Annotated in this window: 23 protein-coding genes; 13 read left to right on the top strand and 10 right to left on the bottom strand. The window is 45.6% G+C overall.

All coding sequences use genetic code 11. The annotated features are described in order from the left end of the window. The first annotated feature begins 254 nt into the window (after positions 1 to 254). The 6 genes from AC0VYI_RS22045 to AC0VYI_RS22020 all read left to right on the top strand — a co-directional run bounded on the left by AC0VYI_RS22045 (position 255) and on the right by AC0VYI_RS22020 (position 5,283). Positions 255 to 1,268, top strand: a complete 1,014-nt coding sequence (locus AC0VYI_RS22045) for an amidohydrolase family protein (RefSeq protein ID WP_475445623.1) — start codon at positions 255 to 257, stop codon at positions 1,266 to 1,268. Between the two features lie 32 nt (positions 1,269 to 1,300). Beyond that, complete coding sequence (locus tag AC0VYI_RS22040; RefSeq protein ID WP_199478349.1) at positions 1,301 to 1,978, top strand: 4-carboxy-4-hydroxy-2-oxoadipate aldolase/oxaloacetate decarboxylase; 678 nt, start codon at positions 1,301 to 1,303, stop codon at positions 1,976 to 1,978. Beyond that, entirely contained in the window at positions 1,971 to 3,059 is a 1,089-nt protein-coding gene (locus AC0VYI_RS22035) for a 4-oxalomesaconate tautomerase (RefSeq protein ID WP_475445621.1), read from the top strand. The genes AC0VYI_RS22040 and AC0VYI_RS22035 overlap by 8 nt, the downstream gene beginning before the upstream one ends. A 56-nt stretch (positions 3,060 to 3,115) precedes the next feature. Next, the gene (locus AC0VYI_RS22030; RefSeq protein WP_233407970.1) at positions 3,116 to 3,991 is read left to right on the top strand and encodes an amidohydrolase family protein; all 876 of its coding nucleotides are present in this window, start codon (positions 3,116 to 3,118) and stop codon (positions 3,989 to 3,991) included. A 78-nt stretch (positions 3,992 to 4,069) separates the two neighbouring features. Then, the gene (locus AC0VYI_RS22025) at positions 4,070 to 4,432 is read left to right on the top strand and encodes a protocatechuate 4,5-dioxygenase subunit alpha (protein ID WP_199478345.1); all 363 of its coding nucleotides are present in this window, start codon (positions 4,070 to 4,072) and stop codon (positions 4,430 to 4,432) included. Next, positions 4,432 to 5,283: a class III extradiol dioxygenase family protein gene (locus AC0VYI_RS22020; RefSeq protein WP_475445618.1), complete on the top strand. Its 852-nt coding sequence runs from the start codon at positions 4,432 to 4,434 to the stop codon at positions 5,281 to 5,283. The genes AC0VYI_RS22025 and AC0VYI_RS22020 overlap by 1 nt, the downstream gene beginning before the upstream one ends. Positions 5,284 to 5,430: 147 nt before the next feature. On the opposite strand, the gene AC0VYI_RS22015 is transcribed toward AC0VYI_RS22020, so the two are convergent. Then, on the bottom strand, positions 5,431 to 6,750 hold the full coding sequence (locus AC0VYI_RS22015) for a methyl-accepting chemotaxis protein (protein WP_475445616.1): 1,320 nt from the start codon (positions 6,748 to 6,750) through the stop codon (positions 5,431 to 5,433). A 301-nt stretch (positions 6,751 to 7,051) separates the two neighbouring features. Between AC0VYI_RS22015 and AC0VYI_RS22010 the strand changes: the two genes are divergently transcribed. Beyond that, positions 7,052 to 7,615: a methylated-DNA--[protein]-cysteine S-methyltransferase gene (locus AC0VYI_RS22010; protein ID WP_475445614.1), complete on the top strand. Its 564-nt coding sequence runs from the start codon at positions 7,052 to 7,054 to the stop codon at positions 7,613 to 7,615. Here AC0VYI_RS22010 and AC0VYI_RS22005 read toward each other — a convergent pair. After that, the gene (locus AC0VYI_RS22005) at positions 7,590 to 8,543 is read right to left on the bottom strand and encodes a LysR family transcriptional regulator (RefSeq protein WP_475445612.1); all 954 of its coding nucleotides are present in this window, start codon (positions 8,541 to 8,543) and stop codon (positions 7,590 to 7,592) included. The genes AC0VYI_RS22010 and AC0VYI_RS22005 overlap by 26 nt on opposite strands. A gap of 201 nt (positions 8,544 to 8,744) precedes the next feature. Here AC0VYI_RS22005 and AC0VYI_RS22000 point away from each other — a divergent pair, with 201 nt between their 5' ends. Further along, a complete protein-coding gene (locus AC0VYI_RS22000) occupies positions 8,745 to 10,160 on the top strand; it encodes an acetyl-CoA carboxylase biotin carboxylase subunit (RefSeq protein WP_475445610.1) in 1,416 nt (471 codons plus the stop codon). 18 nt (positions 10,161 to 10,178) lie between these two features. After that, positions 10,179 to 11,990 (top strand): sodium-extruding oxaloacetate decarboxylase subunit alpha, encoded by a 1,812-nt coding sequence (gene oadA, locus AC0VYI_RS21995; RefSeq protein WP_475445608.1) that lies wholly within the window; start codon positions 10,179 to 10,181, stop codon positions 11,988 to 11,990. 212 nt (positions 11,991 to 12,202) lie between these two features. Here oadA and AC0VYI_RS21990 read toward each other — a convergent pair whose 3' ends face one another. The 3 genes from AC0VYI_RS21990 to AC0VYI_RS21980 all read right to left on the bottom strand — a co-directional run bounded on the left by AC0VYI_RS21990 (position 12,203) and on the right by AC0VYI_RS21980 (position 15,738). Beyond that, on the bottom strand, positions 12,203 to 13,192 hold the full coding sequence (locus tag AC0VYI_RS21990) for an aldo/keto reductase (RefSeq protein WP_475445606.1): 990 nt from the start codon (positions 13,190 to 13,192) through the stop codon (positions 12,203 to 12,205). A gap of 114 nt (positions 13,193 to 13,306) precedes the next feature. Next, positions 13,307 to 14,254 carry a Gfo/Idh/MocA family oxidoreductase gene (locus AC0VYI_RS21985; RefSeq protein WP_067019142.1) on the bottom strand — a complete coding sequence of 316 codons (948 nt, stop codon included), beginning with the start codon at positions 14,252 to 14,254 and terminating at the stop codon, positions 13,307 to 13,309. Between the two features lie 266 nt (positions 14,255 to 14,520). Next, positions 14,521 to 15,738 carry a LysR family transcriptional regulator gene (locus AC0VYI_RS21980; protein WP_199478334.1) on the bottom strand — a complete coding sequence of 406 codons (1,218 nt, stop codon included), beginning with the start codon at positions 15,736 to 15,738 and terminating at the stop codon, positions 14,521 to 14,523. 241 nt (positions 15,739 to 15,979) lie between these two features. Here AC0VYI_RS21980 and AC0VYI_RS21975 point away from each other — a divergent pair, with 241 nt between their 5' ends. From AC0VYI_RS21975 to aroQ, 3 genes are all read left to right on the top strand, one after another. Then, on the top strand, positions 15,980 to 16,834 hold the full coding sequence (locus AC0VYI_RS21975) for a shikimate dehydrogenase family protein (protein WP_475445604.1): 855 nt from the start codon (positions 15,980 to 15,982) through the stop codon (positions 16,832 to 16,834). Between the two features lie 109 nt (positions 16,835 to 16,943). Then, the gene (locus AC0VYI_RS21970; RefSeq protein WP_475445602.1) at positions 16,944 to 17,876 is read left to right on the top strand and encodes an AEC family transporter; all 933 of its coding nucleotides are present in this window, start codon (positions 16,944 to 16,946) and stop codon (positions 17,874 to 17,876) included. 19 nt (positions 17,877 to 17,895) lie between these two features. Beyond that, complete coding sequence (aroQ, locus tag AC0VYI_RS21965) at positions 17,896 to 18,351, top strand: type II 3-dehydroquinate dehydratase (protein WP_199478330.1); 456 nt, start codon at positions 17,896 to 17,898, stop codon at positions 18,349 to 18,351. Between the two features lie 124 nt (positions 18,352 to 18,475). On the opposite strand, the gene AC0VYI_RS21960 is transcribed toward aroQ, so the two are convergent. The 5 genes from AC0VYI_RS21960 to AC0VYI_RS21940 form a co-directional block, all read right to left on the bottom strand. Further along, complete coding sequence (locus AC0VYI_RS21960) at positions 18,476 to 19,984, bottom strand: tripartite tricarboxylate transporter permease (RefSeq protein WP_475445600.1); 1,509 nt, start codon at positions 19,982 to 19,984, stop codon at positions 18,476 to 18,478. Positions 19,985 to 19,991: 7 nt separating this feature from the next. Next, positions 19,992 to 20,495: a tripartite tricarboxylate transporter TctB family protein gene (locus AC0VYI_RS21955; RefSeq protein WP_199478326.1), complete on the bottom strand. Its 504-nt coding sequence runs from the start codon at positions 20,493 to 20,495 to the stop codon at positions 19,992 to 19,994. Between the two features lie 104 nt (positions 20,496 to 20,599). Beyond that, positions 20,600 to 21,592, bottom strand: coding sequence for a tripartite tricarboxylate transporter substrate binding protein (locus AC0VYI_RS21950; RefSeq protein WP_475429698.1), 993 nt, complete (start codon positions 21,590 to 21,592; stop codon positions 20,600 to 20,602). A 350-nt stretch (positions 21,593 to 21,942) separates the two neighbouring features. Further along, positions 21,943 to 23,235 (bottom strand): Xaa-Pro dipeptidase, encoded by a 1,293-nt coding sequence (pepQ, locus tag AC0VYI_RS21945; protein WP_475445598.1) that lies wholly within the window; start codon positions 23,233 to 23,235, stop codon positions 21,943 to 21,945. A 484-nt stretch (positions 23,236 to 23,719) separates the two neighbouring features. After that, positions 23,720 to 24,751: a GyrI-like domain-containing protein gene (locus AC0VYI_RS21940; protein ID WP_475445596.1), complete on the bottom strand. Its 1,032-nt coding sequence runs from the start codon at positions 24,749 to 24,751 to the stop codon at positions 23,720 to 23,722. 262 nt (positions 24,752 to 25,013) lie between these two features. Here AC0VYI_RS21940 and AC0VYI_RS21935 point away from each other — a divergent pair, with 262 nt between their 5' ends. Beyond that, positions 25,014 to 25,670 (top strand): cytochrome b/b6 domain-containing protein, encoded by a 657-nt coding sequence (locus AC0VYI_RS21935; protein WP_199478320.1) that lies wholly within the window; start codon positions 25,014 to 25,016, stop codon positions 25,668 to 25,670. Positions 25,671 to 25,699: the final 29 nt, after the last annotated feature.

Here is a 25,699-nt window from a genome sequence, read left to right as displayed (position 1 = left end):
GTTTTTTTATGTCTGGTTGTTGGGTAGTGCGGTGACTTTTGGTAGGTACTATGTGTGATCCGCTCAGTATTAGAAAAATGCAAATTAACGCTATATCAAAATGCAATACTATTGTGTTCAAATTGAAATAGCCAAAGGCGCTCCAGAGCGAAATACTCTTCGTTAAGTGATGCATTGGTTCAAATGGCTGAAGGATGGCTTCATCACAGCGAATCAATGCTTGTTATCTTAATATAAGAAAAGAGAAGAGTAGCATGATTATAGATTGCCATGGACACTACACCACCACACCTCCTGGCGTTGGTGCTTATCGAGATAAGCAAAAAGAGCAAGTCGCGAAAGATCCGGCTTTTGTTGGCGAAAAGGGTAAGGTGGTCGTCTCTGACGATGAGATCCGTGAGAGTATCATTAATAATCAGCTTCGCTTGCAAAAAGAGCGTGGCACAGATCTGACGATTTTTTCACCGCGTGCTAGCTGGATGGGCCATCACATTGGCAATGAATACACTAGTCAATATTGGACTGAGCACCAGAACGATTTAATTCGCCGTGTTTGTGACCTTTTCCCTGATAACTTTGCGCCAGTGGCACAATTGCCACAGTCTCCGGGAGTGGATCCAGCGAAGTTGGTCGGTGAAATTGTGCGCACGGTAGAGCAAATGGGCTTTATTGGCATCAACCTGAATCCAGATCCAAGCGGCGGTTATTGGCAAGACAAATCCTTAGCAGATCGTTCCTTTTACCCCATCTACGAAAAAATGTGTGAATATGGCATTCCAGCTATGATCCACGTCAGTGCTGCTTGTAATGATTGTTTTCATACTACAGGTTCTCACTATTTAGGTGCCGATACCACAGGTTTTCAACAGCTGATGATGTCGGATGTTTTCAAAGACTTTCCAGATCTAAAAATTATTATTCCACATGGTGGCGGTGCTGTGCCTTACCACTGGGGACGCTTCCGTGGCATGGCGCAAGATAAAGGGTTTGATCTGGCGGAACGGGTATTGAATAACATCTATTTTGATACTTGTGTTTACCATCAGCGTGGGATCGATCTTTTGTTAGACATTATTCCAACGAAAAATATCTTATTCGCTTCGGAAATGATCGGTGCTGTGCGCGGTATTGACCCAGAAAGCGGTCACTATTATGACGATACTAAGCGTTATATTGATAACAACACTGTGTTGAGTGCGGCACAGAAACAAGAAATTTTTGAAGGCAATGCGCGTCGCGTCTATAGCCGTTTAGCAATTAATGGCTAGTCATCGTAATCCGAACAGATGAGGAGAAGATCATGCGGAATAATATTGTAGTGCAGCATATTGAGCGTGCAGACCAAGAAGTGATTGACGGTTTGGCAGAATGCGGCGTGGCGACGATTCATGAAGCGCAAGGGCGTGTGGGGTTGTTAGCCCATTATATGCGTCCCATTCAACAGGATGTGTCAGTGGCAGGGTCTGCCGTGACGATTTCCGGCGCAGCGGGAGATAACTGGATGATGCACGTTGCGATTGAGCAATGCCAAAAAGGAGACATCATGGTATTCGCGCCAACATCGCCGTCTAATCATGGCTTTTTTGGCGATCTATTGGCTACGTCTGCACAATCTCGTGGTGTGGTGGGCTTGATTATTGAGGGTGGGGTTCGTGACACACGAGATCTACGCAAAATGAAATTTCCTGTTTGGTCCAAGGCCATTTTTTCAGAAGGGACGATCAAAGAAACCGTTGGCTCGGTCAACGTTCCCATGGTCTGCGCTGATGCCTTGGTGAACCCTGGTGATGTAATTGTTGCTGACGATGATGGTGTGGTAGTGGTGCGACGTGAAAGTGCAGCGCAAGTGCTAGAGCTGGCACGCAAGCGTATGGCAAATGAAGAGGCTAAACGTGTTCGCATGGCCAATGGTGAACTGGGATTGGATATTTATGAAATGCGCCCTCGTTTAAAAGAAAAGGGTTTGAAATATGTCTAAGGCAGCCAATCTCATAGACAGCGCGCCTTGCATGTGGATGCGAGGAGGCACGTCAAAAGGCGGCTATTTTTTAGCCTCTGATTTACCAGAAGAAACCGCCGCTCGCGACCAGTTTCTACTTCGAATGATGGGCTCGCCAGATGATCGCCAGATTGATGGCATGGGGGGTGCGGATCCCCTTAGCTCCAAAGTGGCAGTGGTGAAACCGTCCCAGCGAGATGATGCGGATGTGGATTATCTGTTCTTGCAGGTCTTTGTTGATCAGGCCATCGTCACAGATGCACAAAACTGTGGCAACCTGCTTGCCGGGGTTGGGCCATTTGCCATTGAACGAGGCTTAGTTGCTCCTCAAGAAGGTGAGACGACAGTTCGCATCTTTATGGAAAATACGGGGCAGGTCGCGACAGCACAAGTGTCTGTGAAAGAAGGAAAGGTGTGCTACCAAGGTCGAGCGAGAATCGATGGTGTACCTGGTTTTTCTGCCGCTGTGCCTATTACTTTTAACGATACGGCAGGTTCTAGCTGTGGGGCGTTATTACCGACTGGCAATGTGGTCGATGTGATCGATGGCATTGAACTCACCTGCATTGATAACGGTATGCCCGTTGTGGTGATGCGCGCCTCGGATATGGGGATTACTGGTAGTGAAACACGGGAAGAGCTGGAAGCGAACGAAGCCCTGCGCACTAAGCTCGAATCGATTCGCTTACAAGTGGGCCCAATGATGAATTTAGGCGATGTAAAAGACAAATCGGTGCCGAAAATGACAATGGTCAGCGTGCCAATGAATGGGGGCGCGATTTCCACTCGGACATTTATTCCTCATCGTTGTCACGCGTCGATTGGTGTCCTTGGTGCGGTGAGCGTCGCCACTGCCGCTGTGCTGAAAGGTTCTCCGGCAAATGACGTGGCGACCTATGAGTCAGGATCGACTATGTCCTTGGATGTGGAGCATCCGATTGGCTCCATGACTGTGATTTTACATCAGCAAGACAATGGCGAAGTGAGCTCTGCTGCGATTTTACGCACAGCCAGAAAATTGTTCGATGGGCAGGTGTTTGCCCATGACAACGGTTTATAAAGAGTAGCGCCCTGTAATGAAAAGCCTTAAACAAATATTAAAATAGGTAACAGATCATGATGGATAAAGATTACATTCCTTTTCATCCTAACCCAAGTAAGCCGAACTTTCGTGTGCCTGAAGGTTCGGTAGACGCCCATTGTCACGTGTTTGGTCCAGCGGATAAATTTCCTTATCATCCAAAACGCAAATATACCCCGTGTGATGCATCGAAAGAACAGTTATTCGCGTTACGGGATCATTTGGGATTTTCCCGCAATGTAATTGTTCAGGCATCGTGTCATAGCACGGATAACTCCGCCTTGATTGATGCGCTTAATTCAGCCGGAGAGTTGGCGCGAGGTGTAGCATTTGTGGATGACAGCATCACCGAGGAAGAGCTGAAAGTGATGCATGAAGCGGGTGTTCGCGGCGTACGCTTTAACTTTGTAAAACGCTTAGTAGACAGTACACCTAAAGAGGTTTTCTTTGCAATTGCAGATAAAATCCGACCTTTAGGTTGGCATATTGTTGTCTACTTTGAGGCTGCGGACCTTGAAGAACTGATTCCTTTCTTAAAGGAGTTAAATACCACCATCGTAGTCGATCATATGGGGACGCCAAAAGTCGCTAATGGTGTGGATCATCCGGATTTCCAGCGTTTTGTGAACTTCATGGCAGACAACGATAATGTTTGGTGTAAGGTGAGCTGCCCTGAGCGTTTAACGCAACATGCCCCGGATTACTCTGATGTCTACCCATTCGCCCGTACCTTGGTAGAGAAATTTCCAAATCGTGTGTTATGGGGAACCGATTGGCCTCACCCAAATATGAAAGTGGAAGCGCCGAACGACGGGCATTTGGTGGATGTTATTCCTCACATCGCGCCCACCAAAGAGCTACAACAGGCCTTGTTAGTGGACAATCCAATGGCGCTTTATTGGGCAGAATGATTCCCAGGGGTGAGTAAGGCGTGCTTTGTCGTGTGGATGGATAAAGCACATAACAGAATAACAAGAGGTGTGAATATCATGGCAGTAAAAGATTCAACTCAGCCTGTCCCAGGAACTTACCTGTTTGATGGCAAAATGGCCAAGAAAGGCTACGGGCTGAACAAAATGTGCTACTCCTTTAATGAGCAAACGGCTCGTGATGAGTTTAATAAAGACCCTGATGCTTACTGTGCTAAGTTTGGTTTGACTGAAAAACAGATCAAAGCCATTCATGATCGCGATATCATTGGTTTGCTTCAAGAAGGTGGCAGTATTTATTACGTGGCGAAGTTTGCCGGTCTTCTTAAGCTGAATATGCAAGATATCGGGGCCATTCAAACGGGGTTAAGTTTGGATGAGTTTAAGGCGTTGCTGGTTAAAAATGGCTCAGGAGAAGCATAATGGCGAATATTATTGGCGCAGTGACCACCTCTCATATTCCAGCCATTGCCAATGCAATGGCAAATAAGCAAGAAGATACGCCCTATTGGAAGCCTTTTTTTGATGGTTATCCACCTGTACGTAAGTGGTTAAACGAAAAGCAACCAGATGTGATTGTCTTGTTTTATAACGATCATGGCCTTGAGTTTTTTATCGACAAAAAGCCGACGTTTGCCATTGGTGTGGCGGATGAATACCATAATTCCGACGAAGGGTGGGGCATTGCAACCATCCCTCCAGTGACGGGTGAATCAGAATTATCCTGGCATATTGCTAATAGTCTGGTGGAAGACGGTTTTGATATGACGATCTGCCAAGAAATGAAGGTTGATCACGGTTTGACCGTTCCTTTGAGCCTGATGTGGCCAGGTAATAATTATGGGCATGTGAAAGTGATTCCTGTGTGTATCAATTGTGAGCAACATCCGATGCCTCAGCCGTGGCGTTGTTTTGAATTAGGTAAAACGATTGGTAAAGCCATTGAATCTTATGATGAGGACATCACTGTTGCCATATTTGGTACAGGCGGTTTGTCTCACCAGTTAGATGGAGAACGAGCAGGGATTATCAATCGAGAGTTTGATATTGAATGCATGGACAAACTGGTCAGTGACCCAGAGTCGTTAACCAAGTACAGCAATTTAGACTTGGTTAAGATCGGAGGGGCGCAAACCGTTGAGCTCAATATGTGGATTGCCATGCGTGGAGCGCTACGAGGTAAAGTCACCGAGCTCCATAGAAATTATCATGCCCCGATATCCAATACAGGATCAGGCGTGCTTTTATTAGAACACGAGATGCCTAGCAAATAGGGACGTTCTCGCGCTCTAATAAATAAGCATGCATGATGGAAAGTGCGACTAAAAGCACAATGAAGCAAGATGCGATAGGTCGAATAGGCTTATCGCATCTTTTTTTAGCGTGTTTTCTTTGGTGAGTGTGAAACCGTAAGGTCACAACTACCGTGATGTATCAAGCAATCGGCTAACAGTACTGGATACATGTTCTGCCCCTTTGAGGATTTCGTCGATAATCCCCGCCGCTTCATTAATCAGTTGAGCATTCTCCTCTGAGCGACCATTTACCTCACTCATGCTGGCTTTGGCTTGGCGAGTCAGGACGCTGTTCTGTGCCACCATCTCTTCGATTTCTACCGTCGATTTACTGGTTCGAGATGCTAGGGTCCGCACCTCATCAGCCACGACCGCAAAGCCCCTGCCATGCTCTCCTGCTCGAGCCGCCTCAATGGCCGCGTTAAGAGCCAATAAGTTGGTCTGGTCGGCGATCGAACCAATGGTGGTGACAATTTTAGCAATACTTTCGGATTGCTTGTTTAGCTGCTCAATTAGCTCTGTCGAGGTGTCGACATCCTTAATAATTTGGTTGGATGTATCAACGGTACGTTTGAGTATTTTCGCTCCATTCTCTGAGACTTGAGCCGTTTCTACCGACGTTGCGTGAGCGACTTCAGCCGCATGTTGTATGGCCATTTGCTCGTTGACTCTGTCGGTAATGTCGGTCGCAATTTTAATCACCTTAGTCACATTACCATCGTCATCAAAAACAGGGTTATAAGTCGCTTCTAACCAAACAGACTGTCCTTGTTTGTTAATGCGCTCGAATTGACCTGAGTTAAAATGGCCTTGACTCAAAGATGACCAAAAATTGGGGTGAGTATCATAAAATTTATCGTTACAAAAGATGCGGTGTTTTTTCCCTGTAATCTCTTTTAGTGAATACCCCATAGTTCTAAGAAAGTTGTCATTGGCCGTCAATATGGTGCCATCTGTCGTGAACTCAATCAAAGCGGATGAGACGTTCAAAGAGGCAATAATCGCTTTTTGATCATCTGCTTCATTTTTCTTTTGTGTCACATCAGTGGCAATTTTCACCACTTTTGTGACCTTGCCATCAACTGTGACGGGAAAGTAAGTAGCCTCTAGCCAGATTGTTTGGCCTCCTTTGGTGAGTCGCCTAAAGGTACCCTGATGGCTTTTTCCACTGTTCAGTTTTTCCCAAAACTCTTTGTATTCGGGGCTTGATGTGAATTTTTTGGTACAGAACATGGCGTGTTTCTTACCGACAATTTCATCTAAACCGTAGCCTACGGATTTAAGAAAAAGGTCGTTCGCGTTGAGTATAGTGCCATCGGGAGCGAAACTAATGGTCGCGCAGTATCGGCTCATAGCATCCAAAAATGCCGAACCTTCAGCGGCGATTCTCTGTGTTTCAAAGAGTGCTTCCTGCTTTTGTTGTTTGCTCTTGCTATTGAAAATCATAGTATCACCTTCTTTAAGTTTACATGGCTGTACTGCGTCTTGTAGGCTAATTCCTACACTCAGTGTACGGTCTTTGGTCTTTTTTTCAGTTAACTAACGTAGGACATTTGTTAATAATGTGATGGAGAAGTGTAAAGAGATTTTTCCCTCTTCACTGTTACGCGTGAAACGGGAAAAAAGATTGGTTTTGTGGCTATCGTTTAAAAATCCAATCTTATGGCTTCGCTTAGGCGGGTAATGTTATGGATACTGTATAATCCTGTGGCAAGATGATTTATCACAAGTGAACGAGAGGTCGCCAATGCGAACCATGGCTGTCAAAGAAGAGCAATTTTTCTATGTTATCGAACAAACATCCTTAGGCCACTGTTTATTATTAGCAAGTGATAAGGGATTTCGCAATGTGAGTTTTGCTGATGATATGTCTGTTTTGCAACAGGAGTTGCATCTTACTTTGCCGAGTGCAGCATTGAAAAATGTTGGACAGTATCAAGAAGGCTCTGCCATCGGGCCGTATTCCGCTTGGTTTGATTGTCTTCTGGATTACTTTAGTGAGAAGGGAAACTTAAGAGACAGTTCAATTCAGCATTTACCTTTAGATATCCAGGGGACGATCTTCCAAAGACAAGTATGGCAAGCCTTAAAAACCATTCCTTACGGGCAAACACAAACCTATAGTGAGTTGGCTGAACGAGTCGGCCGGCCCAATGCTGTCAGGGCGGTTGCTAATGCTTGTGGAGCAAATCGTCTGGCGATACTGATCCCGTGCCACCGCATCGTGCGTAAAGGCGGAAATCTTGGTGGTTATCGTTGGGGAATAGAACGTAAAAAACAGCTGCTCAATCGAGAGTTATCTTACGCTTAAACATCTGCTCAAACTGCCCTATATTCTGCTGTACATAGTCAATAAAAGACCGCATGGTGGGGGTTGGATGTTGCCCTTGTGGGCTGACCAAACACCAAGATCGACGTAACGGGAAATCCTTCATGGGTAATTCTACTAAGCTTTTCAGCTTTAATTCAGCCAGTATTCCAAAGCGCGGTAAGACCGCAACACCTAAGCCTGCCATCACGGCATGTTTAATGGCCTCGTTGGAACCGATTTCCATTTGATGGGTAAAGCGAACGCGCTGCTTTTGACAATGTAATTCCAATGCTAAACGGCTGCCTGAGCCGGTTTCCCGCAGTAATATGGTCTGTTCTAAAAACTTTGCCAAAGTGATCTCTTTTTCTTGCAACAAGGGGTGGTTAGGAGGGACAACGGGTACTAGCTCATTGTCCAAAAAAGGCAGGCTCAACATGGGCTTATCGTTAGGTACCATGCCCATAATGGTCAGTTCGTCGCGATTTTTTTCGAAGCGTGCAATGGCTTCGGTTCGATTGACCACTTTTAGCGAGACTGTCACGTTAGGATGAAGGCTGGTATAGGCACGTAATAAGTGTGGGACGATGTATTGGGAGGTGGTTACCGCGACTAATTTTAGTTCCCCAGAGACTAAGCCGGTGTCGTTCATCAGATCGTTTTGAAAACGTTCAACTTCATCAAACACAGAAAGGGTGCATTGTGCCAAACGTTTGGCGATGGCAGTACTGTATAGCTGGCGACCTACGTATTCAAATAGCGGTTGCTCAATGGCCTGTTCTAGTTGTCGAATTTGGTTACTGACTGCTGGCTGGCTTAAGCCAAGCATGTCCCCAGCACGGCTATAACTGTTCAGCTCATAGACGCACTTGAAAACTTGTAACTGTCTAAAGGTAAGTCGACTGGCGAGATAATGGACGTTGGATGACATGCTTGCTCCCATTTTATTGTTATCTATCACGTATACCTTATAGATAATGCCTGAAATATCAATTTTTACTTTGGTTATTCTTTGAGTAGGCTAGTGATTCAGAGGCCTTTGCACGGTGACTCTGTTTGCTGAATCTAGACTCGTCTTGGTTTCGCCCACAACGTTTTACTCAGATCTCATATAACAAGAAAGGAGAGATCCATGTTGAAGAAAGTGTTGATTGCCAACCGTGGAGAAATAGCGGTTCGCATAATACGTGCGTGTTCAGAGGCAGGTATTCGCTCTGTGGCGATTTTTACTGAGCCAGATCGTTATGCTTTGCATGCTAAGCGTGCTGATGAGTCTTACTCTCTAGGGGATGATCCATTAGCGGGGTATTTAGACCCATTACGACTTGTCAATTTAGCCGTCGAAACTGGCTGTGATGCCATCCATCCCGGTTATGGCTTTTTGTCTGAAAATGCTCATTTTGCGCAGTTGTGTGAACAAAAGGGCATTGTCTTTATTGGACCAAAATCCAGTGTCATTCATAAAATGGGCGATAAAACCCAAGCCCGTGATAGTATGCGCGCCGCTGGTATTCCGATTACCCCTGGCTCAGAAGGTAATTTGGCCGACTTAGAGGAGGCTTTGTCTTTAGCGGGTAAAATCGGCTATCCGGTTATGATTAAGGCGACATCAGGAGGGGGCGGTCGAGGTATTCGTCGTTGTGATACGCCTGAAGAACTAAAAAGCCAATACCCACGAGTGATTTCAGAAGCCACTAAAGCGTTTGGGTCGGCTGAGGTCTTTCTGGAAAAATGTATTGTCGATCCTTGTCATATTGAAGTGCAGATTTTAGCCGATTCTCAAGGCAATGTGATTCACCTGTATGAACGTGATTGTTCCATCCAACGACGCAATCAAAAATTGATTGAGATTGCTCCCAGTCCACAACTTACCCCAGAGCAGCGCCAGTATATTGGTAATCTCGCCGTCAAAGCTGCCAAGGCGGTGGGTTACGAAAACGCGGGAACGGTTGAGTTTTTGCTATCGGGTAATGAAGTCTATTTTATGGAAATGAATACTCGAGTGCAGGTGGAACATACCATTACCGAGCAAATTACAGGGGTGGATATTGTCCGTGAGCAGTTGCGGATTGCTGCTGGATTGCCCTTGAGTTTTCGCCAAGAAGACATTCATTTCCGAGGTTTTGCGATGCAATTTCGCATCAATGCAGAAGATCCTAAAAATGATTTTTTGCCAAGCTTTGGGCGTATTACCCACTACTATGCGCCGGGTGGTCCAGGGGTGCGTGTGGATACGGCGATTTATACTGGCTATGAAATCCCCCCTTATTTTGATTCCATGTGTTTGAAACTGGTAGTTTGGGCGCTCACTTGGGAGGAAATGATTGCTCGTGGTCGCCGTGCGATAGACGATATGCGTCTGCATGGGATTAAAACCACGTCGAATTATTATCAAGAAATACTCAAGCACCCAGATTTTGTCAAAGGCCAGTTTAATACAGGCTTTGTGCCTGCTCATCCAGAGCTACTAAATTATTCCGTCAAACGTCACCCTAGCGACATTGCACTGGTATTAGCCGCTGCCATTGCTGCACACGTTGGTCGATAATCCGCAGGAGGAAGGAAAATGAGTCAAGTAAAAAAAACAAAAATCGAAGTCACTGACGTCACGCTGCGTGATGCACACCAATCTCTCATTGCCACTCGCATGCGCACAGAAGACATGCTGCCAATTTGTGAAAAGCTTGATCAAGTGGGCTTTTGGTCTTTGGAAGTTTGGGGTGGGGCGACCTTTGATGCGTGTGTGCGATTTTTAAAAGAAGATCCATGGGAGCGTCTGCGTCAGTTACGGGCAGCACTGCCAAATACTCGCTTACAAATGTTGTTAAGAGGGCAAAACCTACTGGGTTACCGTCATTACGCCGATGATGTGGTCGAAGCCTTCGTACAAAAATCAGCAGACAATGGCATTGATGTGTTTCGTGTTTTTGATGCGCTTAATGATCTGCGTAATATTGAAACGGCCATGAAAGCAGTCAAAAAAGCCGGTAAACATGCGCAAGGGACTATTTGTTATACGACCAGCCCAGTACACACTTCGGCACTGTTTGTAGAACAAGCTAAAGCCATGCAAGGGATGGGGGCGGACTCCATTGCAATTAAAGACATGGCTGGCTTGTTGACGCCTTATGCAACTTACGAATTGGTTAAAGCGATTAAAGATGCAGTCGGTCTGCCATTGGTTGTACACAGCCATTCAACGTCAGGCCTAGCGCCTTTGTGCCAGTTAAAAGCGGTGGAAGCAGGGGCAGACCGAATTGACACGGCTATTTCTTCTTTTGCGGGTGGTACCAGCCACCCAGCGACAGAATCCCAAGTCGCAGCGTTGAAAGGCACTGATTACGACACGGGATTGGATCTTGTTTTACTGTCAGAGATTGCTGACTATTTCCGTGAAGTTCGGAAAAAGTACCACCAGTTTGAAAGCGAATTTACCCGTGAAGACGTGTCGGTACAGATCAACCAAGTACCAGGCGGCATGATGTCTAACTTAGCGAACCAGCTAAAAGAGCAAAATGCATTAGATAAAATTCGTGATGTCTTTAATGAAATTCCTCGGGTGCGGGAAGATCTTGGCTTTCCACCTTTGGTGACTCCGACGTCGCAAATTGTAGGGACTCAAGCGGTCTACAATATCCTGGCAGGACAGCGCTATAAAACCATCACCAATGAAGTGAAACGGTATTTGCTAGGCGGCTATGGTAAGCCCCCAGCACCAGTGAATGCGAGTGTTCAGAAAAAGGCCGTGGGTAATGAGCAAGTTAACGAAGCTCGTCCAGCGGATGCGTTAGCGCCTGAGTTATATAAGTTACGCAAAAAGATTGGTGATTTGGCAAAAAATGAAGAGGATGTACTAACGTTTGCCATGTTCCCAGAACTGGGGCGTGAATTCTTAGAGCAACGGGCCGATGGAACATTGCAGCCCGAAGTGCTTCTACCGCCAGAACAGGCGGGCAATGCGGCATCGTCTGGTGGGCTTGCCACGGAATTTAAAATCGACGTTCACGGTGAAGTCTACGATGTGGCGATTACTGGCGTGGGTGACTTTGGGGTAGGTAAGCGCAAGCTGTACCTTTCTCTTGATGGCATGCCAGAAGAAGTGGTGTTCGAGTCGTTGAATGAGTATGTTTCAGAAGGCAGCAGTGGGCGTTCGAAAGCCACAGAGCCTGGCCATGTCAGCGCGGCCATGCCGGGTAACATCATTGATGTGCTGGTAGCGGAAGGGGATACCGTAAATGCGGGTCAGGCTGTACTGGTGACGGAAGCCATGAAGATGGAAACCGAAGTTCATGCCAATGTAGCTGGGACAGTGAAAGCGGTGCATGTCAAAAAAGGTGACCGTGTTACTCCTGGGGAAACGCTTATTGAGATCGTTTAGATTACAGACCCAGACCCCCTACACTCCTCCCCCTAATTTAGGGGGCGTAGTAAACAGTTCCTACCCCCTCCCAGCCTCCCCCTCGAGGAGGGGGAGGAGCAAACAGTTCTCACCCCTCCGATGAGGGGGAGGTGTAGTGGTCAACCCCTTTGGCAGGGAGAGGATCTTAAATGTTCCCTCCCCTTTTTAAGGGGAGGGCTAGGGAGGGGTCATTATTGGGTAGCGAATTCTTCTGTATCGATATCCGCTTGCAGGGCTGGGCTATAGCGAGGGCCAAATACGGTATTTTGGTTAATCATTTCATCAAGCTGCTGCATTTGTTTGCTATCAAGGTTAATGCTACCCGCATCAAAGTTGTCTTGCATATGATGAGCAAAGCGGGTGCCTGGAATCGGAATAATGTGTTCACCCTTCATGCAAGTCCACGCAAGGGCCAGTTGGGCGGGGGTGCAGCCAATGTCTTTCGCCATGGCGAGGAAGCCTTGCAATAGCTCGATATTTTTTGGGTAGTTCTCTGGGCTGAAGCGAGGCATCTTGGTGCGAATGTCGTTTTCTACCAGTTGCGATATGTCGGTAAGTTCTCCGCATAAGTAACCACGGGCCAAGGGGCTAAAGGCAACGAAAACAATATCGAGGGCTTTTGTGGTGTCCAGAACAGCGATCTCTGCGTTACGAGACCAAAGAGAGTATTCTGTCTGAACAGCTGTCAGGGGGTGCTCTTTATGGGCTTTTTTAATGGTATCAGCAGACACTTCCGATAAACCAATGCCACCGATTTTTCCTTCTTTAACCAAATCACCAAGTGCACCAACGCTTTCTTCAACAGGGACATTAGGATCTAAACGATGTAAATAATATAGGTCTATGTAATCAGTTTGTAGGCGCTTTAGGCTCTCTTCACATTGTTTGCGAAGGACGTCAGGGCGACCATTGATAGCACGTTTACCGTCGACACTGGCCATACCGCATTTGCTGGCAAGGAAAAATTCATCCCGGCGATCCTTTAAGGCTTTGCCTACCAGCGTTTCATTTTTTCCAGCACCATATAGGGTAGCGGTATCAAAGTGGCGATAACCCATTTCAAAGGCTGCTTGCAGGGCTTTTATGCCGTCTTCTTCTGGTAATGATGTTCCATAACCGTGGGAAAGGTTCATACAACCTAGGCCAATACTAGGGTTCATTAAGTGTGGGTGCTTCGACATTCCTTACCTCTCTGTTCGTCACTAATGGCACTATGTTGAGTTTTAATTTAGCGCTTTAGTATACAAATAAAAACAGGGAGCGATGGCTCCCTGTTGTAAAAACGCACTTTATCCTTACTCTTCAAGGCATTTTTCAAGGCGATAAAGGGTTTCCATGGCCTCAATGGCTTGGGTGACGCACGCATTAGGGGCGCGGCCTTCTTCAATAGCAGAGATAAATTCGCGATCTTGCAACTCGATTCCGTTGTTGGAAACGGCGACGCCGCTTAAGTCGATCTTATTATCGTTACCATCAAAGAGGTCATCATAACGAGCGATATAGGTGCCGTTGTCGCAAATATAACGGAAGAAGGTACCAAATGGACCATCATTGTTAAAAGATAAAGACAGGGTACAAATGGCGCCATTAGGCACTTTCATGCCAATGCTCATGTCCATGGCAATACCAAGCTTAGGATGGATTGGACCTTGCAATGCTTGTACTTTGCTGGCGGTTTCACCTGTTTGATATTGGAACAAATCGACCGTATGGCAGGCATGGTGCCACAAAAGATGGTCTGTCCAAGAGCGCTCTTTACCTAAGGCGTTTTTGTTAGATCGACGGAAGAAATAGGTTTGCACATCCATTTGTTGGACATTTAATTCGCCAGCATCGATTTTGTTACGAATCCACTGATGAGACGGATTAAAGCGACGAGTGTGTCCCGCCATGGCAACAAGACCGGATTTTTTCTGAGCTTCAACCACTTTGCGAGCATCTTCAATGCTGTCTGCCATAGGGATTTCGGACATGACGTGTTTGCCAGCTTCCAAACATTGAATGGTTTGTGAAGCGTGTAATTGGGTTGGCGTGGCTAAAATGACCGCGTCGACATCCTCTCTGGCTAAGCTTTCTGCTAAGTCGGTTGTGTAGTGAGGGACACCACGCTCTTCGGCGAAAGCTTTGATGGCGTCGATTTTCGTACCGACAACAGAAACGACTTCAGATCCTTCTATGGCAGCGATGGCGTCCATGTGTTTCATGCCAAAAGCACCGGAAGCACCTGCGATACAAATTCTCATATTCTACTCCTGACTTGCGAGTCGTTGTATTGTGATTTTAAACTATCGTGTAAAGGTCTCCGTATATTAAAAAGAGACAATTTGGAGATCAGTTGTTTCGTTAGTTTTTTGCTTTGTCTGACTTTGCTTGCGCTATCAGGCAATGATTTCAGAGTAAAACTCCGTCTCTTTCACTTATCACAATCAATTTAGCATTCAGCGTTGTGATGGGATAATCAAATAACCGCATGAGGTATTCAATTTTTGCAATGCATTAGTGGGTGACATTAGCGGAATGCTTCGCACACGTCTCTCAGCATGCTTAAGAAATGTGACTGAGTTGTGGTGGGAAGCCAGTTTTTTCTAAGACAAAGGCCAATGGGGCGTCGTGTATGTTCTAGTGGATAGGGGAGGATTTTTAATAAGCCGATATTGATTTCTCGCTCCATCTGATGGGCAGAAATAAGCGTCAGTCGGTCACTTTCGAGCAGTACTTCGCGGGTCAGAATCTGCGAACTGGACTCCACAAAACGAGTGGGGAGGGCCACATTAGCGTCTTGAAAAATGTGTTCAAACGCTTGCCTTGTGGGCGTACCTTGTGCCGGAACCACCCAAGCATACTGAGCCAGTTCCTCGGCCGTGACTTGGTTGCCACGACGAAATAATGGATGATCTTGTTTGGCAATAATGGACAGTGGCGGTGACCATAGCTCTTCTTGAACCACATCGTCAGCAGGAAGTGGGTAACGCAGAGCCCCCAAAATCATATCGATGTCACCCTGACGAAGATGATGAAGTAAGTCATTATAGGGGCCTTCGGTAATATTGACATTCACATCTGGGTGACGTTCATTAAAACGCAAAATGGATTTTGGCAAGATGGTAGTGCGAGCTAATGGCATACTACCAACGGCAATGGTGCTGACATCTCGACACTGTATGGTATTGATTTCATATATCCCCTGACGCAACTCACTGAACGCCAGTTTGCTCGCTTTAGATAAATGGCGTGCGGCTCGGGTAGCATGAATGCCTAGGCTGTTTCTTTCAAATAAAATGACCGTTAGCAGTCGTTCTAAATCTCGTGCTGCCCGGTGCACGGAAGATTGAGAGACCCCTAGGTTACGGCTGGCAATACTAAAGTTTTGTGCTTCGCAAACGGCAACCAGTGCTTTTAGTTGAGTCGTGCTGATCAGCGCCAGCATATGCTTTGGATCGGCTTCTTTGATATTGTTTTCTTTTGCGATATCAATGAGAGCCATGAGTATGTGATCCACAGCTCTTGACACTCGATCATTCCAAACTTTGCCGCAATCCGTCGGATACATACCATCAGAGTGGCGCTCGAATAACGCGGCCCCCAGTTGACTCTCAAGTTTCGCGATGGCTTGGGTTATCGCAGGTTGAGATAAAAAAATGTAATCAGAAGCACGCGTGATACTTTTGTACTCGGTCACCGCCAGGAAGACACGTAAGTGTCGTAAGTTTGGGATAGGCATTTCCATACATTCATCACAGGCTATCAGGACTAGATGCAATTACTATATCAAAAATGAATAGCAAAGATACACAAAGATAAATGACCTTACATCAGGTTGTTACCGTAACGATCAGTTTTTGATTCTTAACGATACCGAAATTTTCATGATTCACATACGCTGCTTAGTATATGATTTTACTATCGTTATCGATGGTTAGAGAGTCGCTTTCTTTCTGTTTATAGAATTGCTTTATTAAGGTAAATATATGATAAATCTTGGTCTCATCGGGCAAGCCATTGCCGCATCTCGCGCTCCCTCCTTACACATGATGCTGGGGGAATTGCATCAGCTACCGGTTGATTATCAGTTACAGGTGCCAGAAGACAGTACAGCGCAAGCCTTTCGAGCAAAACTGGCTGAGATTCAAGCAAAGGGCTTTGTCGGAACCAATGTGACCTTTCCTTACAAGCAAATTGCCATCGACAGTGCCGACGAGGTCAATGAGGCAGTAAGAAAAGTGGGGGCGAGCAACACTTTATTACTAAAAGATGGCAGGGTGTGCGCTTTTAATACCGATTACACTGGGTTTATTCGCGGTTATCAAGGACGTTTAGGAGCACTGCCAGCAGGCCAAGTGTTGATGATTGGCGCGGGAGGCGTCGGGCGAGCAATTGGCTTTGCCTTATTTGACGTGGGGGCGACGGAATTGCTGGTGACCGACTTAAGTGAAGAAAGCGCCTGCTCTTTGGTTAAGGCGCTTAATGAGGCTGGCTATAAAGCACGTTACGTCGCTATAGAGGACGCCTCTACCGCCGCAGCGCAAGTGGATGGCTTGGTGAACTGTACGCCAGTTGGTCACCATAAGACACCGGGATTGCCGCTTGAGGCTAACGCCATTGGTGGGCAAAAATGGGCATTTGATGCCGTTTATACACCAATGGATACTGAGTTTTTAGTCGAAGCTCATCGTAAGGGGTTACAAATTGTTTCGGGCTTTGATTTATTTTTTTACCAAGGGATCGATGCGTTTGAAATCTTCACTGGTATAAAAGTGACGGATGTGATGCCTGTATGGCATCAGTTTAGAGAAACCTTCAATGTTACCAGCGAGTTAATTTAAAGAGCTTAACAATCAGGCCATCACCACAGTCTTCTTATCAAACCCGTGGAAAGTTGGTTATTATGCTTGTCTTTATGATCGCGCCACTAGCCTATAAGGAATGTGGATTATGGATGCTGTGTTAAACATTACTGCGCCAATTTTCTTTTTGATTTTGCTTGGCTATCTTGTGGTGCGATTTGAGCTATTGCCCGCCTTGTCGCTGCCTGGCTTGAGTCGCTTTGTTTTGTATTTGGCGCTACCGGCGTTAGTGTTCACTAAGTTATTAAATATGGATCTGGCGAAATCCATTAATATTAGTTATATGGCAGTGTACGCAGGGAGTGGTTTGATCACATTAACCACCACTATTTTTGTCTGTCGTTGGTTTTTTAAGGACAACTGGGTCGCATCTGGAGTAAGAGGGCTGGGGGCGACCATGCCAAACAGCGCTTTTATTGGCTTTCCCGTGTTATTGCAATTTTTCCATCATCCGCCAACACAAGCCTTTGCCATGAGCATTATGGTAGAAAACATTATCTTGATGCCGCTAGGACTGATTTTTATTGAAGCGATGTATGGCAAAAATAGCATGGACGGTAGTCGAGTTGTGTTACCCATTCTCAAGCGGGTGATTTCGAATCCGATTATTTTATCGGTGTGTGCCGGACTGATTGGCTCATCGATTGGTTTTTCTTTGCCAGTATTTTTGTCCCGTGGGTTGGATATGTTGGCACTTGCTTCCGCGCCTGTGGCGTTGATTGTCATCGGCGGTTCTTTGGTTGGAGTGTCGGTCAAAGGAAGTCTTAAGCAAATTGCCTTGGTAGCAACAGGGAAATTGATCTTTTTTCCATTAGTGGTGATGATGCTGCTATCACTGACCCCGAACTTACCGAGCGAATTGAAAACCGCCGTGATTGTATTTTCTGCCGTTTCTATGTTTAGCATTTATCCTATTATTGGCGATAAATACGGTGAGCGCAGTTTTTGCGCCAGTACTTTATTGATCACGACGGTGGCTTCCTTTTTCACATTAAGTATTATCTTACGTTATTTTGTTTAATTGACTGGGAGTAACAGCGATGTCGACCATCATGGTGTTGAATGGACCAAACTTGAATCTACTAGGTAGCCGTGAGCCAGCGCAATATGGTTATGAAACCTTGGCTGATGTGGAAGTCATGTGTCGAGATGCGGCGAGTGCGTTAGGTCATGACATCGATTTTCGTCAATCGAATCATGAAGGGGTTTTAATTGACTATATTCATGAGGCGGGACGACGCATTAAAGAAGGGGATGTGCTTGGTGTGGTGTTTAACCCTGGTGCTTATACTCATACTTCCATTGCCTTACATGATGCGATTAAAGGCGCAGAAGTACCTGTGATTGAGGTGCATATATCCAATGTGCATGCTCGGGAGGCATTTCGTCATCATTCTTATATTTCGCCCGTGGCAGCAGGCATTGTCGTCGGCATGGGAGTGCAGGGGTATGTGTTGGGCATCCAAGGGCTGGTTCATAAGATGAAGCAAGCCTAAGGCGTGGCTTGGTCTGTTTAATCTACAACTTGGTCTGTTTAATCTACAAATAGTATGGACGTACCGTGCACTAATTGTTCTGTGAATATAAGTGCGGGTACGCCCAAATAGCCGATAATCAAGTTTATGGTTTTTTACGAAATAACCTTGGCTTGAGCATTTTTGTCCAAATCGGCGTTTGCGTGAAGAAAATCAACACAATGGCTAAGAAGAGGACGGTAGACAGCGGGCTTGTGAAAATATGAGCAAAGAATGGACCCAAATCCCCACGTTCACTTAAGATAGCGCGCCGCCAATTTTGGTCTGTTAGTGAGCTCAAAATTACCCCTAGAATCACTGGGCCTACAGGGAAACGGTAAAGGCGCATAAAATAGCCTAATATACCGAAGGCCAGCATCCACCAGATATCGACAATCGAATTGTTGATGGCGTAAGACCCAACGATCGACAGTAAGAAAATAATCGGAATTAAAATACCTTTTGGACACTCGACAATCTTAGAAAAAATCTTAATGCCTGTTAGGCCAAAGATCAGTACAAAGATATTCGATAGGGTTAAATTGCCCACGGTGAACCAAAACATATGGGGCTGTTCAGTCAATAATAACGGACCTGGATTTAAACCGTGGATAAATAGGGCGCCGATAAAGACCGCCGTTACAGCATCTCCTGGGATACCTAATGTCAGCATGGGAATATAGGCCCCACCTACGGCGGCGTTGTTTGCCGATTCCGGCGCGATTAATCCCTCTTTTGCTCCTTCCCCAAAGGGCACTTTGGGGTTTTTAGTAATACGTTTTGCATGGTCATAGGCCATTAATGCGGCAATATCGCCCCCTGTGCCAGGTAGGGCGCCAATGATAACGCCTAACAAGGAACTTTGTAGGCTTAAGGGTAGGTATTTTTTAAGGTCTGACAATTTTGGTAGGATGCGATTAATCTTTTGTTTGACCACCATCTTGTCCATATAGTGCAGTTGATGCAGCGCTTCGCCTACACCAAACATGCCGATCATCACCGCTACAGGATTGATACCATTCCAGAGGTCCACATCGCCAAAGGTAAAACGCTCTTGTGCGGTCATCGGATCCAGCCCTACCGTACCGACCAACAGGCCAAGTGCGCCAGCAAAAATTCCCTTGGCTAAGCTGCCACCAGATAACGAGCCAACCAAGGTGATGCCGAGAATGCCCAGCATCATATAATCCCGAGGCTGGAAGGTGATAGCAAACTTACTGACGGTTGGTGCCGCAAGGGCAAGCACAATGATGCCAACAAAACCACCGATAACTGACATGACGGTCGATAAACCTATGGCTTCACCCGCTAGGCCTTTCTGAGCGAGCGGATAGCCATCCATGGCGGTTGCAATAGCAGAAGGGGCACCTGGGATATTCAGCAAAATCGCGGTTCGAGAACCGCCATACACGCCGCCCATGTATACACCGACCATCAGGCAAAGGGCGTTATTCACGTCCCATGAAAAGGTAAAAGAGATAAGAATGGAGACGGCCATGGTCACAGAAAGGCCTGGAATGGCACCAATATAAATCCCTAAAAATGTCCCTAATGCTGTGAGTCCAAATAATTCAGGCGATACCCATGAGGTAGCGAAATAGCTTAAAGCATCCATTGTGTGATTAGCTCCACAGTGACTTGATGACAGCGATGATTCGATCTTCTGGGACAATACCTTCGGGAAGAACGACTTGGAAAATCAGTCGGAATACAATATACACCACGATGAGCGTAATAAGAGACAGGGCAAAGGTATAGAAAGGGCTCCGTCGATGCAGTATTTGTATACAAATAAACAGAAAAGCAAAACTGGTTAAGGTAAAGCCGACACTATCTAGCAATACGGCGTATATCAGGATAATGGCCATAATAATGGCAACAACGGGTGGTAAGCAGTGGTAAAAAAAACGCATGCCTTCTGCTTTAGGGGCTTTTAGCGTTTTCACAAAAATAAAGCAAGATGATAACAGCATCGCGAAAGACGCAGCCATAGGGAAGGCCCCAGCTGAGCTCATGGAGGAGAAGCCAGCGATTTTGTAAGCTTGCCAAAAGACAAATACACTAAAAATAACCAATAACAAGGCAAAGATTAATTCGCCTGGCTTACGTAGGGACGGACTGGACATATAGACTCCAGGTTATGCCAATACAAGGAGAGTCGTGCAAGAGCGACTCTCCTGTTAGATGATGAGTGAGATTGTCAGCGTGATATCTCACCTCGTTCGCAGAATTAAGGTTTTGGAATATCGAATTTAGCAGGGGATATTTTCGCGACTCCGCCATCGTATGCTAACCAAGAGGAGGTTGAGCGATAGGAGTCCAAGAAGTTTCTTGCCTTTTTACCACTGATATTCAAAATACTGTAACCACGCTTGTCCATAAGTTTAACGAAATCAGGATTCAACGCGGCTTCGTGGAACGCAGTTCGTAGTTTTTGAACCGCTACCTTAGGTGTGCCTTTTTTCACGAACACGCCAAAAAAAGGACCCCAAGGCAGATATTTTTTCATTCCTGGCAAGGTGTCTGTCACGGGTTTTATGTTGGGCAGTAATTTATTGGGCTCATTATCAATCAGCCCAATGACCTTCATACGACCTGCTTTCACTTGCTCAATGGCGGCTCCTAATACCGCGGGCATGACATCAATGGCACCGCTTTGAATCGCGGTTAACGCTGGGCCGTCGCCATTGTAAGGAATACTAATGTAATTCATCTTAGTTTGTGATTTGAGCATGGCAAGTACGAGTGACGTCATCCCGCCTTTGCCTGTTGAGCCTATTTTTACTTGGTTTGGATGGTTATGAATATAATCCAGAAATTCTTCCATGTTGTTATAAGGCGCGTTGTTATTAGCAACAATGATTGGCGTGCCACGGGCTAAGATATCAATGGGGATCATATCGCTGTAGTCGATCTTACCCAAGCCTAAGACTTTATACATCTGTGGGTTTTCAGCCCCCATGAGCAGGGTGTAACCGTCGGCGCGTTTAGCGTAAACATACTTGGTGGCAATCGCCCCCACACCACCTGTTTTGTTGGTGAGAATAATGTCTGTACCGAGAAGTTTTTCGACATGTGGCGCGATGGAACGCATGACCGTATCCGTTGAGCCGCCAGCTCCCCATTGGATAATGCCTTGAATGTCTTTGTCAGGGTAGGCAGCAAAACTTGCCGCTGAGGATAGCGAGAGGGCCGCGAGTAGTGTAAGTACTGTTTTTTTCATGGGGTCTCCGGTTAGCCTTATGCAAAATAAATGAGCTAAGGTCAAAACGTTTATTATTATTTTTATTTACCCAAATGGGGTAAATAATCGGCAACGTGGATTACTTTAGCTTAAGAGTCGTGAATGAGAAAAGAGTTTATCGATTCCAAAACTCGCGAATTTTATACTATTTTAGTAATGGATAATCGATAAACGTCCACATTTTTAGTAGAAAATTCATCATAATCGCATCAGAAGATGTCATTTACTGCGATTTGCAGTGGTTCCAATCCCTTTGGCTAACGACCACAAGCGAGACTATTACTGATGCTCCAGAATCGCATCGCTTGTGGTTTATAAGGTTTAATGATCTACGCTTCGTATTCAGAAAAGGCTTGTCGGGTTAAGTTAATCGACACTTCGTCTTTGACAACGATGTTGTCCTCAATACGAATACCACCGTAGGGAATGAATTGTTTAATGAGTGCCATATCACACCCGTGCTGTGGTATCTCAGCCTGCATTTTGTCCAACAGCATGGGGATAAAATATAGACCGGGTTCGATGGTGAGCACCATGTTTTCCTCTAATGTACGAGTCAGCCTTAAGAAAGGCGCATTCGCATCAGGTTCACGACGTGTGCCTAACACATCCTGATGAAAGCCGCCTACATCGTGCACCTGTAACCCTAACAAATGTCCAAGGCCATGGGGGAAGAAGGTTTGTGTAATGCCTTTTGCGATTTGTTCGTCCACACTCAATGAGCAAATTTTATGGTCATGGAGAATACCAGCGATGGTTCGCAGTGCCCCTTGGTGGAGTTCAGGATAGGATGTACCAGACAAGGCTTTTTTTGCCATCTCTTGCTCTTCACTGTCCAGACTTTTGACCAAAGCTCGGAACTCATCGTCTTGTTTGGTAAAGGTGCGTGTTATATCACTGGCATAACCGTGCTCCGTGGCGCCAGCATCAATCAGCAAGGTTAGTGGATTGGCGCTACGATCAAAGTCCTTGTGTTCATAATGCAGCACCGAAGCATGTTCGTTGACGCCTATAATGCTAGGGTAAGGTTCTTGGTTGGCGGTTTGTTGGCTGGCTTGTAAATAGGCCAAATGAATTTCAAATTCACTCAAGCCATTTAAAAAGGCATCCCTTGCGGCAAGGTGACCTTTTGCACCACGGACGCTAGCACGTTGAATAGCGGCTATTTCATAAGGGGTTTTCACCGCTTTGGCAAAATCCACATAGGTATTGAAACCTGGGATAACATGAGCAAAATCTTGTGGTTCGGGGCCAAGCCAGGCACATTTTTCTGGTAAACCTTGGAACCATTTATCGTCACGACGGGCGGGGGTAATGTCCCAGCTATCCTGCCACTCACCAGCGGGAACGGGATTTGGTGCGTGCCAAAAATCATCACGAACCGGCCACACAATACGCGGTTTTTTACCTGCTTCAATAATGAGATAGGTTTCCGCGCTTAAGGTAAATGGAAGCCATTGTTGGGCACCTGAGTAACTATGAAAAGGCGCTGTATGGTCGTCTTGGAAGTAATATTGTTTATGACCTGACGCCAGTACTACGGCATCACATTGGAAGTGTGTTAAGGCGGCTTCATAGCGTTGTTGTAATACAGTGAGATGGTCCTGATAGAGAGTTGTCATCGTAATCGGCTCTTATTCGTTTAAAGGTATTTGCTACGTATGCTTAAAGCGTAATGCTCGCTACCCTTGATCCATCAAGAATGCTCAGCATCATGTGTTGGGGGCGTTAGTAATGAGCATACTCTAAAGGAATAGGGCACTTCTATCTAGAACCGCAAAAAAGTCCCGAATATGGGCATGGTACAGGGGAAGGGCTCTATTGTTGATTAGACCGAAGCTTTGCCCACAGTTTGGTTTTTTCAACCTGTTTATAGACAACACCTGCGATTAAAAAACTTGAGGAAACGGCCAAAAAACCTAATAGCCAACTATTATTTATATGGAAAAGATGTTTAAAAACATAGAAAAAGGTAATCGTAAGTATTAACTCAAATGCGCGGTCTATAAACCAGAGCTGGTGGTCAGAGATCATCATTTTTCATCCTTAAAGTGAGTAGATATTAGACTTCTTCATTTTCGATTTTACCCTTAACGAATAAAAAAGCTACTTAATTGGTAAGCATACCTTTGTAACGTACTCTTTTGGGCTGTTGGTTTGGCCTGGTCCTATTTCGTAGACCTCTACGCTCGGGTGCTTTTTATCTGGTCGATGGCCTTGTAAGCGCATCATGTTGTAAATCACATGCCACGCCAAAGAAAGATGTTGATAGCTACCATGGTAGAGTAATTGCAGGTATGTCCCGTTAAGGGTGATCCGTTCTGGGTGCAGGTCGCAGGGTTCTACATTTTGTACTAATACCCCCAGAACACCTTCAAAGTCATGATGAATCGGGTCGGCTTTGCTATAGATGGTAAATCGATGACCCGTTGTTGGGTTTTGTGGACCAAGAGCCGTGAATAAATCGTGAAAGCCCTGTTCTATTTTTTGTGAGATGGATTGATCTTTTGCCGTAAAGGGGCGAGTAACCGCATCGAAATGACCAAGTTGCTTGGTTTCTAAAAATGTGTAAGAAGGGTCTGCAAACTCGTAATCCGTGCGTTGGCTGTATTGAACCAAATGGGCGTTTAATCGTAATAGGGACAGCTCAAGGTCTTTGTTAGCACGAATTTTTAGTAGGGCCGTTTTGTAACGCAATAGAAAAGGGACGCTTCCCGTGAGTTGCAGGTTAATTCCCGTATGGGAGCCTTGTTTAGTAAGGTCGATACTAAGAAACACATCCTTTGGATAAAACGCATTGGCCTCGATAACGGCATGACAGTAGCTTGCGCTGGGGCGAGCCGGTTTCATGAGAATATACCCTTCTTTAATGAGTTTACCTTTCCAACTTAAGCATGAGGGTAACAGGGTGGTTTCTCCGGCGTGGGAGTAGTCATAATGCACTTTTGTGTTCGGTTCAAAGAGCAGCCAAGGTATCCATTGTGGCCAGTTGCTCAGATCTTTTAGGTTTTCTGATACGATGTCAAAAGGCAGGTCAATAACGAGGTTTTGCCTAGCAAAAAAACGGCCTTTAAAAAGATAGCAGTAGATGGTGATCAGACAGACCAAAACAATAATAAAGAGAAAGCCTAGCAACATGGTGTCACTCCTTGTTATGTGGCGTTGTTATGTCATGTTAATAAAGAAAAGAGAAAAAGCGTCTAAGCTTAATAGGCAAATAAATACCATGAGTGAAATGAACTTATGGCGGTTTTTTTGTCTACTATGAATATATTTAGCAGGGTGATGGTGCTTGCCAATACCTCAATCAAGATACGCCCGTTAAACTGCCTTCGTTAAAAATAGTCTGATGATGTATTTTTAGCGAACGAATGCGGTTATTGCATAGGAAAAAACAAACATGAAATCTGAATTAGTATGGGATTGGCCGATTCGAGTCAGTCATTGGTTGATGGCGCTTTTGTTTACGGGATTGATCATAACCGGCAATGAAGGAGGTGACTGGCTCAAATACCATTTTTATATGGGGTATAGTTTGTCAGCGTTAATCGTAGCCCGTGTTTTATATGGCATTTGGGGATCTCATTATGCGCGTTTTGGACAGTTTGTACGCTCTCCTAAGGTGGTCTTCTCTTATTTGAAAGGATTGCTTACCGGACATCATGAGCACTATGCGGGTCATAATCCGATTGGTGCATTAATGGTGGTTGTATTATTTCTTGGGTTGAGCCTCCAATGGTTGACTGGACTGTTTACCAGTGATCAGATCTTTTGGTTTGGCCCTTTCAATGGTTATGCTTCCGATGATTGGCTAGATCGTATTTCAACCATTCACCATACATTACCTAATATTTTATTGGCATTAGTCGCCTTACACATCTTGGCAGTTTTGTTCCATGAAATTCATCTTAAGGAACGGTTATTTCTCGCCATGCTGCACGGTAAAAAGAAAGGTCTAACGGGGCCTGTGCAAGTACAGACGCCTCGCTTGGGTATCGTTCTGTCACTGGTCATCGGGCTTGCTTGGTTGGCTGTATTATGGATGATGCCGATATAATCGTCGGCATTATCACAAGAAGAAATGCG

This window comes from Marinomonas sp. 63XJN7_9_ISO-PGPR-S23-217, from assembly GCF_056173515.1.
This window is presented reverse-complemented; position numbering and strand designations above follow the sequence as displayed.